Origin of the sequence: Microbacterium kunmingense, from assembly GCF_023155745.1 — a bacterium.
GTDB classification, from domain to species: Bacteria; Actinomycetota; Actinomycetes; order Actinomycetales; family Microbacteriaceae; genus Microbacterium; species Microbacterium kunmingense.
The window spans coordinates 268,924-283,047 of record NZ_JAKNUS010000004.1 but is presented as its reverse complement, the minus strand read 5'-3'; the positions used below and the strand labels follow the sequence as shown (position 1 = coordinate 283,047).

Below are 14,124 nucleotides of genomic sequence, written 5' to 3'. Positions count from 1 at the left end.
GCCTTCACGTCGCGTGAGCGGCCTCGATCTGGGCGGCGTTCGCCCGAAGGATCTCGAGCACCGTGCGCACGGCGAGGCGTTCGGCGGTGTCGGGCCGAAGCAGCGCGACGATGTCGCGCTCGGCGTCCACGCCTCGCAGCGGCTTCAGCACCACGCGACTCGGATCGATCCCGCCGGAGGTGGAGCGGGGGATCAGCGAGACGCCGAGGCCGGCCGCCACGAAAGCCTCGACCATCCGCAGATCGCTGATGCGCTGGAAGATGGTGGCTCGACGCCCCGCGGCCTCCTCGATGTCGTGCAGGATGCGCTCGAAGGGGAAGCCGATCGGCACGCCGATCCAGGGTTCATCGACGACGTCGCCGGGGGTGAGGTAGCTCCGGCCCGCCAGGCGGTGGTCGGCGGGGAGTGCGATATCGAGCGCCTCGGTCATGAGGGGAACCACCCGAAGGCCCCGACCGCCCCACGCGCGCGCACCGCGGAGCGAATGGGCGAGCACGATGTCGTAGTCGGCGGTCAGAGAGGGGAAATCGAGAAGCTCATGATCGCCGTCTGCGCACGACAGGATCAGTCCGGGGGTGCGCGACACCTGCTGGAGAACGCCGGGGAGCAGCACCTGGCCGGCCGAGGGGAAGGTGGCCAGCCGCACCTCGCCGCTGGGGTGGTTGCGGAACTCGTCCCACAGGGCCGAGGCGCGCTCGAGCGCGACCGCCACCTCACTTGCGCTCCGGGCGAGCGCGTGGCCGGCGCTCGTGAGCTGGATGCCGCGCCCGACCCGCTCGGTCAGCGGAACGCCCGCCTCGCGCTCGAGCACCTTCAGCTGCTGGGAGACCGCCGACGGCGTGCGGTGGGTGGCGGCGGCGACGGCCGTGATGCTGCCGCGCTCCGCGAGCTCGCGAAGAAGATCGAGCCTGCGAACGTCCATGAAGTAAACTTACATCGACATTGCAGAACGCTTCGCTTGTGCTGAAAGGTAGCGCGGCTCAGAATGGAGGTGTCGAGAAGAGCAACGGGGCTCGTGGTGCATCGACATCCACCCCTCTGAAAGGCCCGATCATGGTCGTCTTCTTCGCGCTCCTCATCACCACGGCCGTCGCCGCGATCGCCGGCGCCGTCACGCTCACGCTGACCGACGGCTACGGTCGCGTGCCGACCCGCACGTACGCCCGCGTCATCTGACCCTCGGGGCAGCGCTCCCGTCGGCAGGAGCGATCCTCCCCGTAGGCTTGACGACCATGGCCGCCGGCGCAGTGATGCACACCTTCGAGGTGCAGTTGGCCGATGTCGACCGAGGTGTCTACGACGAGGTGACGGTACGCGCAGCGCGGCATCCGTCCGAGACCGATGCGTACATGGTCACCCGGGTGCTGGCGTACCTGCTCGAGTACGAGGAGGGCATCGCCTTCAGCGGCGGCATCTCCTCGACCGAGGAGCCCGCCGTGCTCATCCGCGACGCCACCGGGCGCATCACGGCGTGGATCGAGGTCGGCGCGCCTGACGCCGGACGCCTTCATTTCGGAAGCAAGCTCGCCGACCGCACCACCGTGTACACCCACCGCGATCCGGCGAAGGTCCGCGCGGGCGTAGCGGGCAAGACGATTCACCGCGGCGAGGACATCGTGCTCCACAGCTTCGACCCGGGCTTCATCGATGACGCCGTTGCTGCCCTGGCGCGGCGCAACACCGTGACGCTGTCGGTGACCGAGCGGCAGCTCTATCTCGACCTGAACGGCACGGCTCTCAGCTCGGCGATCCGCGACGAGCCGCTCGTATGAGCCGGCATGGGACTGATCAGCGTCAGCGCTGGAAGTGCCCGACGAACCGGTTCTGCTCGATGACGGCGTCGGCGTAGTCGCGCAGGAACTCCTCGCGGCTGGGGGTGCCGGTCACCTCGCGGTCGAGCGCGTACACCCAGAAGTAGTAGTGGTGGCGGCCGTGCCCCGCGGGCGGCTGCGGTCCGTACCATCCGGTCTTGCCCGCACCGTTCGGTCCGGAGGTCGCGGCGGCGGTGTCGACCACCTGATCCACCGGCGGGAGCCCGTAGAGAACCCAGTGCGTGAACCCGTCCGGCAGCGGAGCGTCGGGATCATGCGCGATCACGACCAGCTCGCGGGTGCCCTCGGGGACCCCGCTGACCTCCAGGCGGGGTGCGTCGTTGCCGCCGTCGGCCGAGAAGCTCTCGGGGATGTCGCCGAGGTCGGTGATGTCAGGACTCGAGATGGTCAGCGTGTCGATGCGCATGAATACATCCTGCCCCCGGACGGATGCTGCGGGCGCGGCGATCCGCGATCGTCTGCGGGTTCTCCCAGGCGGCGCAGACGGATCACTCGGGATTTGAGGATGGCGCCCGTCGCCTGCTCCGCGAGAGGATGGCGGTACCCCGGAGGCCGTGCACCCCTCGCTGACGCGCGCCCCGGCCCACGAGAGAGGACACCCGATGGTCGAGTTCCGGTACGGGCCGGTGGAGCTGTACCTGGTCGGCTTCGACAGCGATCGGCCCCACCCCGATGCGGTGGCGGCGCTGCGCGAGATCATCGAGTCGGGCGTGGTGCGCCTCCTCGACCTGGTGGTCCTGCGGAAGTCGGCGGAGGGTGACATCGAGATGATCGAGGTCGAGGAGCAGAACGCCCTCGGCATCGAGGGCATCGAGCTCTTCGCCGCGGGGCTGACCGCCTCGGAAGACATCGACGAGCTCGCCGAGCTCATCGACCCCGGCACCTCGGCGGTGCTGGTCGCCCTCGAGATGACGTACGTGCGCGCTCTCGCGGAGAAGGTCGCGCAGAGCGGCGGCACCGTGCTGACGGCCGAGCGCATCCCCGCCCCGGTCGTCAACGCCGTGGCCGACATGATCGACGCAGAGGAGAACTGACATGCCGTTCCGACGCATGGGACGCCCGGGCCTGCTGGGCCTCGCCGCCCGCACCGCCGTGGTCGCGGGAACCGCATCGGCCGTGAGCGGTGCGGTGCAGGGGTCGCGCGAGCGCAAGGCGCAGTCGCAGTACGAGCAGGAGCAGTACCAGGCCGCCCAGCAGCAGGCCCAGCTCGGCGCGGCGGCTCAGGCGGCGGTCGCCGCACAGATGCCGCAGGCCGCGCCCGCGGCATCCGCTCCCGCCGCCTCTTCGCCGGGCGCCGGGGCAGGCGACGACATGATCGCGCGCCTGCAGCAGCTCGCCGCCCTGAAGCAGAGCGGCGTGCTGACGGACGAGGAGTTCACCGCCGCGAAGGCGAAGCTGCTGGGCTGACGCGCGCCGCGCTCCGCGCTCCGCGCGGCGTGGGTCGCGCTCGACACGCGACCCACCGCCCGCGAGAATGCAACGGGGCGCCGAGAGTGGGGGTGAACCCCGGATTCTCGGCGCGCAGATGCACTCTCGCGGAGGCCGAGGCCGAGGCGGAGGCGGAGGCGGAGGCCGGCGGGGCTGACGCGGGACAGGTGAGGGACGGACGAGGGAAGGGACGACGATGTCGGAAGTGATTGCCGTCGGAGTGACGGACGCACCCGTGACCGACCGCGCGGTGGCGTGGGCGGCGTCGCGCGCGCGCGACCGGAGACAGCGGCTGAGGCTCATCTCGATCCTCGGCGGTGCGGTGGGGGTCGTCGGCGAGGATGCCCTCGCCCAGAGCTTCCTCGCCGCGATGCGGGAGCGGTCCGAGACGATCGCCGCCCGGCTTCGCGCCGACGGCCTCGAGGTAGAGGTCATCGTCGAACGGGGCAACCCGACCGAGAAGCTCATCGCGGCCGCCGAGGGCGCCGCGCTGCTCGTGATCGGCAGCGACCATCGAGGCCCCGGCGCCGGCGCGACGCGGGGCCCGCACGGCTTCCGCATCGTCTCGACGGCGTCCTGCCCCGTGGTCGTCGTGCCCGACGTCGAGCTCGGTGAGCGTCGGGGCGTGGTGGTCGGCGTCGACGGATCCGAGACCTCGGAGCACGCGGTCGCCTGGGCCGCGGCCGAGGCCGACCGACTGGGTGAGCCGCTCATCGCCGTGGGCGCCTGGCTGCCGCTTCCGGCGCCGCGCAACCACGGCCGGTACCCCGAGCAGTATCTGCAGAACATGCAAGCCCTCACCGAGGAGACGGTGTCGATCGCCCTGGCGGGTCTGCGCAGTCGCTACCCCGACCTCGAGATCGTCGCGCGCGCGGAGCGCGGCTATCCCGCCGAGCTGATCAACCGTCACGCCGCCACGGCGCGGCTCGTCGTGGTCGGGACCCACGGCCGGGGCGCGTTCCGCCGTTTCGTGCTGGGCTCGGTCAGCTACGACGTGCTCGCCCACCTTGCGACGGTGACCGCCGCCGTGCGCTGACCCGCGGCTCGCCCCGCCCGGGCGCACGCACCGCCCTAGCCGTCCACAGCCCGACACGCCAGACCTCGCATCGGGCGCGTGGAATACGTACGGTCGAAGGATGGCGCGCGACGAGTACCGGCCGGAGGAGCTCTACACCGGCCCCATCGACCTCCCCCTGCTGCAAGAACTCGACACCGACTCCGACACCTCCGAGCCCGATACGCCGGAGATCAGCTACGACGAGCAGCGGTACCCCGCCCGCCCGCGGCGGCTGCGGCCCCGCGACAATCTCCGCGGCGGCGGACGCGTCCGCCGGGTCGCCACCGACCCCCGCACCGCGAACGGTACGAACCCCTCGTACGTCGAGTGGCTGGTGCGCCAGTCGATGCTGAAGGATGCCGACGTGCTGGCCCGGCAGGTGTCGGGGCAGCCGTCGATGTGGCGGAACCCCTACGCCCGCCCCGATGCGCGGCGCGCGATCGCGACCAGCGATGTGTGGTTCACCGCCTACCCGATCTCGCTCATCACCCGGCCCGGGCAGTCCTTCCTCGCGGCCCTGGGCGACGACGCCCTGTGGTCGGCGTTCGAGCGCGTGGGCATCACCGCCATCCACACCGGTCCGGTCAAGCGCGCCGGCGGCATCGCGGGGTGGCTCGAGACCCCGAGCGTCGACGGCCACTTCGACCGCATCAGCACCGCGATCGACTCGGCCTTCGGCACGGAGGACGAATTCCGCGCGCTGTGCGATGTCGCCGACACCCACGGCGGCAGCATCATCGACGACATCGTGCCCGGTCACACCGGCAAGGGCGCCGACTTCCGCCTCGCCGAGATGGGGTTCAAGGACTACCCCGGGATCTACCACATGGTCGAGATCCTCGAAGAGGACTGGGCGCTCCTCCCCGACGTTCCGGACGATGTCGACAGCGTCAACCTCGACCCCGCGACCGAGCACGAGCTCGCCGAGCGCGGCTACATCATCGGCGCGCTCCAGCGCGTCATCTTCTACACCCCGGGCGTGAAGGAGACGAACTGGAGCGCCACGGCGCCCGTGCTCGGGCCCGACGGCGTCACCCGCCGCTGGGTGTACCTGCACTACTTCAAGCAGGGGCAGCCCTCCATCAACTGGCTCGACCCGACCTTCGCCGGCATGCGCCTCGTCATCGGCGACGCGCTGCACTCCCTCGGCGAGCTCGGCACGAGCGCGCTGCGCCTGGACGCCAACGGCTTCCTCGGGGTGGAGAAGAGCACCGAGGGGCTTCCGGCGTGGTCGGAGGGTCACCCGCTCTCGCACGCGGCGAACCACATCATCGCCGGCATGGTGCGAAAGGTCGGCGGATTCACCTTCCAGGAGCTGAACCTCACCATCGAAGACATCCGCGACACCGGCGCCGTCGGCGCCGACCTGTCGTACGACTTCATCGGACGCCCCGGGTACCACCACGCCCTGGCGACCGGTCGCACCGACTTCCTCCGCCTCGCGCTCACCTCCTCCCTCGAGCTGGGCGTGCAGCCGGTGCAGCTCGTGCACGGCCTGCAGAACCACGACGAACTCACCTACGAGCTCGTCCACTGGGCGACCCGTCACGCCGACGACGAGTACCGGTTCCGCGGCCGCGAGATCACCGGCAGCGAGCTCGCCGAGGTGGTGCGCGCAGAGCTCACCGAGAGCCTCACCGGCACCGCGGACTTCAACCGCGTGTTCACCCAGAACGGCATCGCGTGCACGACGACGTCGCTGATCGCCGCGGCCCGCGGCGCCGCACGGCTCGACGAGATCACCGACGCCGACGTCCCGGCCATCCGTGACGCCCACCTGCTCCTGTGCGCCTACAACGCCTGGCAGCCCGGGGTCTTCGCCCTGTCGGGTTGGGATCTCGTCGGGATGCTGACGGTTCCGGCCGCCGAGGTCGCCGACCTCATCGCCACGGGCGACACCCGCTGGATCGAGCGCGGCGCGCACGACCTGCTCGACGTCGACCCGAAGGCCACCCGGTCGGCGGCGGGCATGCCGCGCGGGCGGTCGCTCTACGGCTCGCTTCCGTCGCAGTTCACCGACGAGGAGTCGTTCGCCTCGCGCCTGTCGCAGATCATCGACCTGCGGCGCCGGCACGGCATCGCCACCGCGACGCAGGTCGATGTTCCCGAGGTCGCCCACCACGGCATGCTCGTGCTCGTGCACCGACTCGACGACGGGGCGAACGATCCCGACGCGCCGCTCCAGGTCACGGTGCTCAACTTCGCCGGCGAACCGGTCGAGGGAACGGTCCGCTCGAAGCAGCTCGCGCGGCGGTCGGAAGTGCGTGACGCCGCCTCCGGCGAGGTCATCGGTCACGTTGACGATCTGCAGAGCTTCACGGTGTCGCTCCCCGCCTACGGCGCGACGTTCCTCCTGCTCGAGCCGGGAGAGCCCGACGAGGACGAGGATCTGATCGGATGACGCGGGCGGGCGCTCAGCCCGCGAGGGCGGCGTCGATCCCCGCGAGCGGCACGGGGAGCCAGGTGGGGCGGTTGCGCGCCTCGTAGATCGATTCGTACACCGCCTTGTCGAGCACGAGGGCGCGGAGGATCACCGAATCCAACCCCACCGACCCGTCGGCGCCGGCGTAGGCCTCGACGAACGCCGCGCGGCAGGCGGCGGCCCACGCCGCGGCATCCGATGCTCCTCCGACCGCACCCGCGTAGTCGAACGAGCGCAGCATGCCCGCCACGTCGCGCAGGGGCAGGTCGGGCACGGCGCGCTCGTGCATGGGCCGCAGGGGCTCGCCCTCGAAGTCGACGATGCGCCATCCGGCGTCGGGGACGGCGAGCACCTGCCCGAGGTGCAGGTCGCCGTGGATCCGCTGCAGCCGCGGCCACGGGCGCGCGAGCGCGGCTTCGTAGACCGCCTCGATCGCGGCGGCACGATCGGCGACGGCGGGCACCTCGGCGACGGCGAGCATGAGCCGTCGACGCCACGTGACCTCGGCGGCGGCGACCGCCTCCGCGCCCCCGTCGGCGGTGCCGAGCGTCCGCCCGAGCGCGCCGTGCACGCCCGCGACGGCGAGTCCGAGGTCGCGGGCGGCGTCGGTGAAGTCACGTCCCTCGCGCGCCGCCTCCAGGGCGATGGCCCATCCGTCGCGGACGCCGGGGAGGAACTCCTGCGCGAAGCCGAGCGTGCCGCGTGCGACCCCGCCCTCAAGTCCGCTGTCGGGCCATTCGGCGTCGAGACTGCCGAAGAACTTCGGGACGAACGGCGAACCGGCGGCGCTCAGGGCGCGCTGCACCGTGACATCCGGATTCTCCCCGTCGTGCAGGGTGCGGAACAGCTTCAGGATGATGGTGGGCTGACCGTCCTCGTCGAAGACGATCGACGTGTTCGACTGCTCCCCGGTGAGCACGCGGCTGCCGGTGACGCGGCTGACATCGACCCCCATGGCCTCGAGGGTGGCGATCGCGAAGGGCGGATGCTGCGCCGCGTCGATCTCGCAGCCCTCGGCCGTCCTGGAGATCAGGGCGGGAGTGTCGGGGGCCGTCGGCACGCTGGAGACCGGCACGTGGTAGAGCACCGGCCGCGCGCCGGCGTCATCCATCAGCAGGTAACGGGTCGCGTGGGGCGCGGGCTGGGTGTCGAGGAGCCGGAAGCGGGGCTCATGGCTCTTTCCCGCATACCAGCGCTGCTGCGCCACCCATCCGCCGAGTTCGTCTGCATGAGGCACCGTTCCACCTTGGCGTGCGCGGGCACCCCGGGTAAAGCACTGGACGCAGCTTGCCAGGAGGCGTAAAGGATCAGGCGTTGCGTGCTGGGTCGGGGAGGCGCACGGCCGAGCCGGAGACGACGATCCCGCCGGTTGCGGGGATGTGGACGGTCAGCACGCTCGGGCGTCCGACGTGCTCGCCCTGCGAGATGCGGATGCGACGCGGGGGCGTCACCGCCCGTGTCTCGCGGAGGTACCCGCCGAGGGCGGCCGCGCCGGCTCCCGTCGCCGGGTCTTCGGTGATCTCGCCCACGGGGAAGACGTTGCGCGCATGCCAACGGTCACCGCCCTCGGCCCACGCGATGATGATCGTTGCCGGCCACCCCTCGTCGTCCATGAGCGCGCGCGCCGCCTCGGGAGCGAACGTGATCCGATCGAGCGCCTCCCGTGAGCGGACCACGAGGAGCGGATGTCGGTTGCCGGCGTATGCCACGGCCGGCGGGAACGCGGGGTCGAGGAACTGCTCCAGGCGGCCCGGCGCATCGCCGAGGGCGAGGCCGATCGGGCCCTCCTCATCTGCGGGACCGGGCTGGGCGTGGCGATCTCGGCGAACAAGGTCCCGGGGGTGCGGGCCGTCACCGCGCACGACAGCTACTCGGTCGAACGATCCGTGCTGAGCAATAACGCGCAGGTGCTGACGATGGGGCAGCGCGTCATCGGACTGGAGCTCGCTAAGCGTCTGGTGGGCGAGTGGCTGGATTACCGTTTCGACCCGTCATCCGCCTCGGCGACGAAAGTCGCCGCGATCGACGCCTACGACCGAGAGGTGAGCGCATGAGCCGCATCGCGATCGTCGGCAGCGGCTACATGGGGGGAGGGATGGCGCAGGTGTTCGCCCTCGGCGGCCACGACGTCGTGATCTCCGATGTGACGGCCGAGATCGCCGCGGCCAACCTCGAGCGCATCCGCACCGAGACAACCCAGTTCGAGGAGCAGGGTCTCTTCGCTCCCGGCGCGACCGACACGATCACCTCGCGCATCACGGCTGCCGAGAGCATCGAGGCGGCCGTCGCGGACGCCGACGTCGTCGAGGAGGCGGTGCCCGAGCGCATCGAGATCAAGCACGAGACGCTCCGGCGCATCTCGGCTGCCGCTCCGATGTCGGCGGTCATCGGCAGCAACACCTCGACCATCTCCATCGCCGCTCTCGCCGAGGCGGTCATCCGCCCCGAGCGGTTCCTCGGCGTGCACTTCTCCAACCCCGCGCCGTTCGTGCCCGGGGTCGAGATCATCCCTCACACGGGGACCGACGAGGCGACGATCCAGGCGGCGGAGGAGCTGATCGCCGGGTCGGGCAAGGTGCCGGCCCGCGTGAAGGATGTCACGGGGTTCGTCCTGAACCGCCTGCAGTACGCCCTCTTCCACGAGGCGACGCAGCTGGTCGAGGAGGGGGTGGCCACGCCAGAGGACATCGACGCCGTCGTCCGGTCGACCTTCGGGTTCCGCCTGCCGTTCTTCGGGCCCTTCGCGATCGCCGACATGGCGGGACTCGACGTCTACGCATTCTGTTACGCATCGCTCCAGGGAACCTTCCCGGAGCGGTTCGCGACCCCGGCGGTCCTCGCCGAGCGCGTCGCTGCTGGAGAGCTCGGCACGAAGACCGGTTCGGGGTTCCGTGACATCGCGCCGGAGCGGATCGCCGAGCTCGTCGCGTATCGCAACCGGGCGTACGCCAAGATGGCCCAGCTTCTCGACGAGCTGGGGCCGTCTCCGTTCGACGCGGTGTGACGCTCGCACGGTGATCGGCGCAGCGTCGGTCGCCGTGCGCGCGATCAACCGCGCGAGGGCCGATCACCGAGCGTGGGACGCGCTTGCGGCGTGGGGCTCGGCGATCGGGGTGGCTCAGGTGCCTGCCGGTACGAGTTCGGCGAGCAGGGTCTCGATGCGACCCCGGATGTCGTCGCGAATGCGGCGGACGGCGTCGATCCCCTGACCGGCGGGGTCTTCCAGCTCCCAGTCCTCGTAGCGCTTGCCGGGGAAGATCGGGCACGCGTCCCCGCATCCCATCGTGATGACGACGTCGGATTCCTTGACGGCCTCCACGGTCAGCACCTTGGGCTGCTGGCCCGCGATGTCGATCCCCTCCTCGGCCATCGCCTCGACGGCCACGGGGTTGATCTGGTCCTTCGGTGCCGAGCCCGCGGAAAGGACCTCGACGCGGTCGCCTCCCAGCTCGCGGAGGAACCCGGCCGCCATCTGCGACCTCCCGGCGTTGTGGACGCAGACGAACAGGACGGTGGGCTTGTCGGACATCCGGTCCTCCCTTTCTCGGCGGATGAGAAAAGCATAGACCGCTATCTATCGATCGTCTACTCAGGCGCCTCAGCGAGATCGGCGAGCAGCCCGCGCACACGCGCCTCGATGTCATCCCGGATGCGACGGACCGTCGCGGCGGGCTTGCCGACCGGATCTTCGATCTCCCAGTCGAGGTACCGACGTCCGGGGTAGACGGGACACGCGTCGCCGCATCCCATCGTGATCACCCAGTCCGCGGCGCGCACCGCCTCGTCGCTCAGAGGCTTCGGAAACTCCCCGCCGAGCGGCACGCCGATCTCGTCGAGGGCGTGGACGATCGAGGAGCGCACATCCGCCGCGGGCGCGGATCCTGCCGTCCGGACGATGACCCGGTCGCCGGCGAGCTGCCGAAGGATTCCTGCCGCGATCTGCGAACGACCGGCGTTCTGAACGCACACGAACAGCACGGACGGTCGATCGGGTGCGCGGCCCTCGATGCGGGAGAGGTCGTCGAGACGGGATGCCGCGAACGAGGCCGTTCGCGACACCTCGAGGGCGGGCCTCCCGGCCGCGGTGAGCATCCGGTGACTGTCGGACACATAGCGGGCGATCGTCTCGGGGTTGAACACCCCGCGGTAGCGCGCGGTCAGGTCGTCGATGACGCGCGAGAGGTCGACCTCGCTTCCGGTCGGCGGGGGGCCGAGGAGGGTCGTCACGCGCTCCTCGTGCGCCGGGTCGAGGGAGTACCAGACCCGCCTGCCGTCCTTCTCGCGCTGCACGATGCCCTCGGCGTGGAGCGCGGACATGTGGTGGCTGACCGTGGGCTGGCGGAGCCCGAGCGCTTCGGCGACGCGCCCCACGAGCACCCGCCCGTCGGCGCTGTCGCGCATCATCCGCACGATCCGGGCACGGGTGGGATCGGCGAGGAGCGTCAGCCCCGCATCATCCGTCCCCGTACTCATAGACGGCAGTCTATGCGCCGCGGGTCTTCAGCGGCCGTTGCGGGCCGAGCGGCGCTCGAGGAACACGGTCGAGCGCCACTGGCCCGCGTGCGGGCCGTTCACCGACTGCGCGATCCGCTCGCGGGTGCCGACGACCCGGAATCCGGCGCGCTCGTGCATGCGCAGGCTTGCGGTGTTCTCGGGGAAGATGCTCGACTGCACCGTCCAGTAGCCGGCCGCGTCGGCGGCATCCAGGAATGCCCCGAGCAGAACGGCGCCGATCCCGCGGCCCCGCGCCCGGGAGTCGACGTACACCGAGTGCTCGATGACTCCCCGGTACACCTCGCGCGTCGACACGCGCGATGCGGCCACCCAGCCCATGACCTCGCCGCCCTGCTCGGCGACGAGGCGGGGATGAGCGACCTTGCCGGCGTCGAACTGCTCCCACCTCGGCACCGTGCTTTCGAACGTCGCCTCGCCCTCGGCGATGCCCTCGGCGAGGATGTGCTCCACGCGCGGCCAGTCCGCCGCGGTCATCGCTCGTACCGCGACCATCAGCAGCACGAACCCCCGAGATCGGTCGAGCACACGCCGGTCGCCGGCAGAGTGAGGGACACGGTGGTCGCGGCGGCCATATCGCCCGCGATCCACGCGACGATCGAACGGACCTGCTCGTACCCGGTGGCGAGGAGGAACGTCGGCGCCCGCCCGTAGGACTTCATCCCGGCGAGGAAGAAGCCGGGTTCGGGATGCCGCAGCTCGGCGAATCCGTGAGGTTCGACCGTGCCGCAGGTGTGGACGTTCGGGTCGATGAGGGGCGCGAGGCGTTTCGGGGCCTCGACGATGTCGTCGAGCTCGAGGCGGATCTCGCGGAGCATGTCGAGGTCGGGGCGGAATCCGGTGGCGGCGACGACGAGGTCGGTGTCGTGGTGCGCGGGCTCGCCGCGGCGGGTGCCGAAGAGGCGGATGCCGCCGTCGCGGGGCTCGACGCGGGAGATCTCGAACGAGTCGACGCGGCGGATGCGCCCGCTGTCGACGAGGGCGTCGACGCGTGAACCGAGTCGCGCGCGGTCGGTGAGCTCGTCGTCGGGGGAGGTGGTGACCCGGACGGCGGCGGCGTTTCGGATCAGCCATGTCACGCGGGTGCCGGGCTCGTCCTCGGCCAGCGCCGCCAGCGCGATGAGGGTGTTCGCCGCGGAATGTCCTGCGCCGACGACGGTGATGTCGCGCCCGGCGAGACGGGCGCGGTCGGCGCCGGCGACGTCGGGGAGGGCGTGGAGGATCCGGTCGGAGACCTCTTCGGCGCCGAGGGGCTCGAGGCCCGACGACGACAGCGGGTTGGGCGTGGTGTACGTGCCTGAAGCGTCGATGACGGCGCGTGCGGAGAGGTCGACGATCTCGCCGTCGCGCTCGAGACGGAGCAGGAACGGGGTGTCGGCGCGACCGGCGGTCCGTGTGCGGTCCATGCCCTCGCGGGTCACCGCGATCACACGTGATCCGTAGTGCACGTGCGGGGCGATCTCCTCGAGCGCCGCGAGCGGCTCGAGAAGCCGGTCGGCGAGCTCGTGGCCGGTCGGCGCCGCGTCGAGGCTCTCGGACGCCGACCAGCCGTGCCGCTCGAGCAGGCGCTGCGCCGCCGGGTCGATGAGGTGACGCCACGGGGAGAAGAGGCGGGTGTGCCCCCAGAGTCGAACACCGGATGCCGCGGCGGGGCCGGCCTCGAAGACGTCGAACGCGATGCCGCGTTCGGCCAGGTGTGCGGCGGCTGCCAGACCGATCGGGCCGGCGCCGATGATCGCGACGGGGAGTGTGGCCAGGCGCGGCGTCGTGCGCGTGCGCGGGGCGAGGTCGAGGAGTGTCATCCCGGAGCCTTCCATATCGATGAACGTCGATTCAGTATGTCGGGTCTATCGATGAGCGTCAATATCTATTACTGTCGATGTATGCCCACTGCTCTGCCCGTGATCGATTCGCCGGGTGTCGCCTGCTGCGCACCCCTGACGCGCGAGCCCCTGGCGTCGGGCGACGCCGAAGCCCTGGCGACGCAGCTGAAGGCACTCGCAGACCCCGCGCGGCTGCGCCTCCTGTCGATCGTGGCGTCCTCGCCCGACCAGGAGGCGTGCGTGTGCGACCTCATCGAACCACTGGGTCTCGCTCAGCCGACGGTCTCCCACCACCTGAAGGTGCTGACCCGGGCGGGGTTCCTCTCCCGCTCGCAGCGGGGGACGTGGGCGTACTACCGCCTCCAGCCCGACGCGCTTCCCTCGATCGCCGCGGTGCTCACGGCGCCCTGATCGGGCGGGGGCGGAGGCCCTCGAGCGCGGTCGCGAGCACCGTGTCTGCCAGTGCATCGGCGTCGAGGGCGCCGCCCGGGCGGTACCACTCGGTCAGCGAGTTCACCATGCCGAACACCAGTCGGGTCGCGACGGCGGGATCGACGTCGGGGCGCAGCATCCCCTCGTCCTGTGCGCGTGTGACGACCTCGCTCACGCGGTGGTCGAAGGCGCGCCGGCGCTCGAGCGCGGCCTGCTCGACGCGGCCGTTGCCGCGGACGCGCAGCAGCAGCGTCACCTCCGGCAGCTTCTCCACGAGAACGCGCACCGCGCCCCGGAGGACCCGTTCGAGCTGCGCACCGGCGTCGTCGGACGGCTCGTCGAAGACCCCCTCGAGCGCGGTGAGGGCATCGTCGAGGGCGAGACCGAGCAGCTCCTCCTTCGAGGAGAAGTGGTGGTACAGCGCGGACTTCGTCACGCCCAGCCGGTCGGCGAGATCGGCCACCGAGGTGGCGTCGTACCCCTTCTCGATGAAGAGGGCGACGGCGACGGCGAGCACGTGCTCCCGGTCGTTCCCCGGCCGTCCCCGCCGCCCGCGCGGCACGGCGTTGGCGGGTGCGGGCTGGCTCGTCACCCGCTCACTCTGGCATCTTCTCGGTC

General features: G+C 71.2%; 17 protein-coding genes and 1 pseudogene. 9 read left to right on the top strand and 9 right to left on the bottom strand.

The window, feature by feature from the left end:
• Positions 1–4: 4 nt before the first annotated feature.
• Positions 5–922 carry a LysR family transcriptional regulator gene (locus MA875_RS08260; protein WP_248241644.1) on the bottom strand — a complete coding sequence of 306 codons (918 nt, stop codon included), beginning with the start codon at positions 920–922 and terminating at the stop codon, positions 5–7.
• A 131-nt stretch (positions 923–1,053) separates the two neighbouring features.
• On the opposite strand from MA875_RS08260, the gene MA875_RS17505 reads away from it, so the two are divergent.
• Entirely contained in the window at positions 1,054–1,176 is a 123-nt protein-coding gene (locus tag MA875_RS17505) for a hypothetical protein (protein WP_282448806.1), read from the top strand.
• Between the two features lie 56 nt (positions 1,177–1,232).
• Entirely contained in the window at positions 1,233–1,772 is a 540-nt protein-coding gene (locus MA875_RS08255; RefSeq protein WP_248241643.1) for a YaeQ family protein, read from the top strand.
• Between the two features lie 22 nt (positions 1,773–1,794).
• On the opposite strand, the gene MA875_RS08250 is transcribed toward MA875_RS08255, so the two are convergent.
• Entirely contained in the window at positions 1,795–2,238 is a 444-nt protein-coding gene (locus MA875_RS08250) for a YbhB/YbcL family Raf kinase inhibitor-like protein (RefSeq protein ID WP_248241642.1), read from the bottom strand.
• Positions 2,239–2,434: 196 nt separating this feature from the next.
• Here MA875_RS08250 and MA875_RS08245 point away from each other — a divergent pair, with 196 nt between their 5' ends.
• The 4 genes from MA875_RS08245 to treS all read left to right on the top strand — a co-directional run bounded on the left by MA875_RS08245 (position 2,435) and on the right by treS (position 6,718).
• Positions 2,435–2,866: a DUF6325 family protein gene (locus tag MA875_RS08245; protein WP_248241641.1), complete on the top strand. Its 432-nt coding sequence runs from the start codon at positions 2,435–2,437 to the stop codon at positions 2,864–2,866.
• 1 nt (position 2,867) lies between these two features.
• Positions 2,868–3,239, top strand: a complete 372-nt coding sequence (locus MA875_RS08240) for an SHOCT domain-containing protein (protein ID WP_248241640.1) — start codon at positions 2,868–2,870, stop codon at positions 3,237–3,239.
• Positions 3,240–3,456: 217 nt separating this feature from the next.
• Entirely contained in the window at positions 3,457–4,296 is an 840-nt protein-coding gene (locus MA875_RS08235) for a universal stress protein (RefSeq protein ID WP_248241639.1), read from the top strand.
• A 100-nt stretch (positions 4,297–4,396) separates the two neighbouring features.
• Positions 4,397–6,718 carry a maltose alpha-D-glucosyltransferase gene (gene treS / locus MA875_RS08230; RefSeq protein ID WP_248241638.1) on the top strand — a complete coding sequence of 774 codons (2,322 nt, stop codon included), beginning with the start codon at positions 4,397–4,399 and terminating at the stop codon, positions 6,716–6,718.
• Between the two features lie 13 nt (positions 6,719–6,731).
• On the opposite strand, the gene MA875_RS08225 is transcribed toward treS, so the two are convergent.
• Both MA875_RS08225 and MA875_RS08220 read right to left on the bottom strand, forming a co-directional pair.
• Positions 6,732–7,976, bottom strand: coding sequence for a phosphotransferase (locus MA875_RS08225; RefSeq protein WP_248241637.1), 1,245 nt, complete (start codon positions 7,974–7,976; stop codon positions 6,732–6,734).
• A gap of 70 nt (positions 7,977–8,046) precedes the next feature.
• Positions 8,047–8,415 (bottom strand): PhzF family phenazine biosynthesis protein, encoded by a 369-nt coding sequence (locus MA875_RS08220; protein WP_248241636.1) that lies wholly within the window; start codon positions 8,413–8,415, stop codon positions 8,047–8,049.
• Between the two features lie 63 nt (positions 8,416–8,478).
• On the opposite strand from MA875_RS08220, the pseudogene MA875_RS08215 reads away from it, so the two are divergent.
• Together MA875_RS08215 and MA875_RS08210 are read left to right on the top strand one after the other, a co-directional pair.
• Positions 8,479–8,793: pseudogene (locus MA875_RS08215) on the top strand (RpiB/LacA/LacB family sugar-phosphate isomerase); the annotation flags it as partial.
• Positions 8,790–9,743, top strand: a complete 954-nt coding sequence (locus tag MA875_RS08210) for a 3-hydroxyacyl-CoA dehydrogenase family protein (RefSeq protein ID WP_248241635.1) — start codon at positions 8,790–8,792, stop codon at positions 9,741–9,743. The pseudogene MA875_RS08215 and the gene MA875_RS08210, both read left to right, overlap by 4 nt.
• 114 nt (positions 9,744–9,857) lie before the next feature.
• On the opposite strand, the gene MA875_RS08205 is transcribed toward MA875_RS08210, so the two are convergent.
• Genes MA875_RS08205 through MA875_RS08190 form a run of 4 tightly spaced genes read right to left on the bottom strand, consistent with a single transcriptional unit; the run spans position 9,858 to position 13,053 of the window.
• Entirely contained in the window at positions 9,858–10,268 is a 411-nt protein-coding gene (locus MA875_RS08205) for an arsenate reductase ArsC (protein WP_248241634.1), read from the bottom strand.
• A gap of 56 nt (positions 10,269–10,324) precedes the next feature.
• Positions 10,325–11,212 carry a metalloregulator ArsR/SmtB family transcription factor gene (locus MA875_RS08200; RefSeq protein WP_248241633.1) on the bottom strand — a complete coding sequence of 296 codons (888 nt, stop codon included), beginning with the start codon at positions 11,210–11,212 and terminating at the stop codon, positions 10,325–10,327.
• A gap of 27 nt (positions 11,213–11,239) precedes the next feature.
• Positions 11,240–11,746, bottom strand: coding sequence for a GNAT family N-acetyltransferase (locus MA875_RS08195; RefSeq protein ID WP_248241632.1), 507 nt, complete (start codon positions 11,744–11,746; stop codon positions 11,240–11,242).
• Positions 11,746–13,053 carry an NAD(P)-binding domain-containing protein gene (locus MA875_RS08190; RefSeq protein ID WP_248241631.1) on the bottom strand — a complete coding sequence of 436 codons (1,308 nt, stop codon included), beginning with the start codon at positions 13,051–13,053 and terminating at the stop codon, positions 11,746–11,748. The genes MA875_RS08195 and MA875_RS08190 overlap by 1 nt, the downstream gene beginning before the upstream one ends.
• An 81-nt stretch (positions 13,054–13,134) precedes the next feature.
• Here MA875_RS08190 and MA875_RS08185 point away from each other — a divergent pair, with 81 nt between their 5' ends.
• A complete protein-coding gene (locus MA875_RS08185) occupies positions 13,135–13,485 on the top strand; it encodes an ArsR/SmtB family transcription factor (protein ID WP_248241630.1) in 351 nt (116 codons plus the stop codon).
• On the opposite strand, the gene MA875_RS08180 is transcribed toward MA875_RS08185, so the two are convergent.
• Complete coding sequence (locus MA875_RS08180) at positions 13,472–14,098, bottom strand: TetR/AcrR family transcriptional regulator (protein ID WP_248241629.1); 627 nt, start codon at positions 14,096–14,098, stop codon at positions 13,472–13,474. The two genes, MA875_RS08185 and MA875_RS08180, sit on opposite strands and share 14 nt — an antisense overlap.
• Between the last annotated feature and the right edge of the window lie 26 nt (positions 14,099–14,124).

Coding starts and splice junctions, on each gene's coding strand:
- MA875_RS08210 (WP_248241635.1), top strand. CDS start 8,790: ATGAGCCGCATCGCGATCGTCGGCAGCGGCTACATGGGGGGAGGGATG.
- MA875_RS08260 (WP_248241644.1), bottom strand. CDS start 922: ATGGACGTTCGCAGGCTCGATCTTCTTCGCGAGCTCGCGGAGCGCGGC.
- MA875_RS08190 (WP_248241631.1), bottom strand. CDS start 13,053: ATGACACTCCTCGACCTCGCCCCGCGCACGCGCACGACGCCGCGCCTG.
- MA875_RS08240 (WP_248241640.1), top strand. CDS start 2,868: ATGCCGTTCCGACGCATGGGACGCCCGGGCCTGCTGGGCCTCGCCGCC.
- MA875_RS17505 (WP_282448806.1), top strand. CDS start 1,054: ATGGTCGTCTTCTTCGCGCTCCTCATCACCACGGCCGTCGCCGCGATC.
- MA875_RS08255 (WP_248241643.1), top strand. CDS start 1,233: ATGGCCGCCGGCGCAGTGATGCACACCTTCGAGGTGCAGTTGGCCGAT.
- MA875_RS08245 (WP_248241641.1), top strand. CDS start 2,435: ATGGTCGAGTTCCGGTACGGGCCGGTGGAGCTGTACCTGGTCGGCTTC.
- MA875_RS08250 (WP_248241642.1), bottom strand. CDS start 2,238: ATGCGCATCGACACGCTGACCATCTCGAGTCCTGACATCACCGACCTC.
- MA875_RS08205 (WP_248241634.1), bottom strand. CDS start 10,268: ATGTCCGACAAGCCCACCGTCCTGTTCGTCTGCGTCCACAACGCCGGG.
- MA875_RS08195 (WP_248241632.1), bottom strand. CDS start 11,746: ATGGTCGCGGTACGAGCGATGACCGCGGCGGACTGGCCGCGCGTGGAG.
- MA875_RS08200 (WP_248241633.1), bottom strand. CDS start 11,212: ATGAGTACGGGGACGGATGATGCGGGGCTGACGCTCCTCGCCGATCCC.
- MA875_RS08185 (WP_248241630.1), top strand. CDS start 13,135: ATGCCCACTGCTCTGCCCGTGATCGATTCGCCGGGTGTCGCCTGCTGC.
- treS (WP_248241638.1), top strand. CDS start 4,397: ATGGCGCGCGACGAGTACCGGCCGGAGGAGCTCTACACCGGCCCCATC.
- MA875_RS08235 (WP_248241639.1), top strand. CDS start 3,457: ATGTCGGAAGTGATTGCCGTCGGAGTGACGGACGCACCCGTGACCGAC.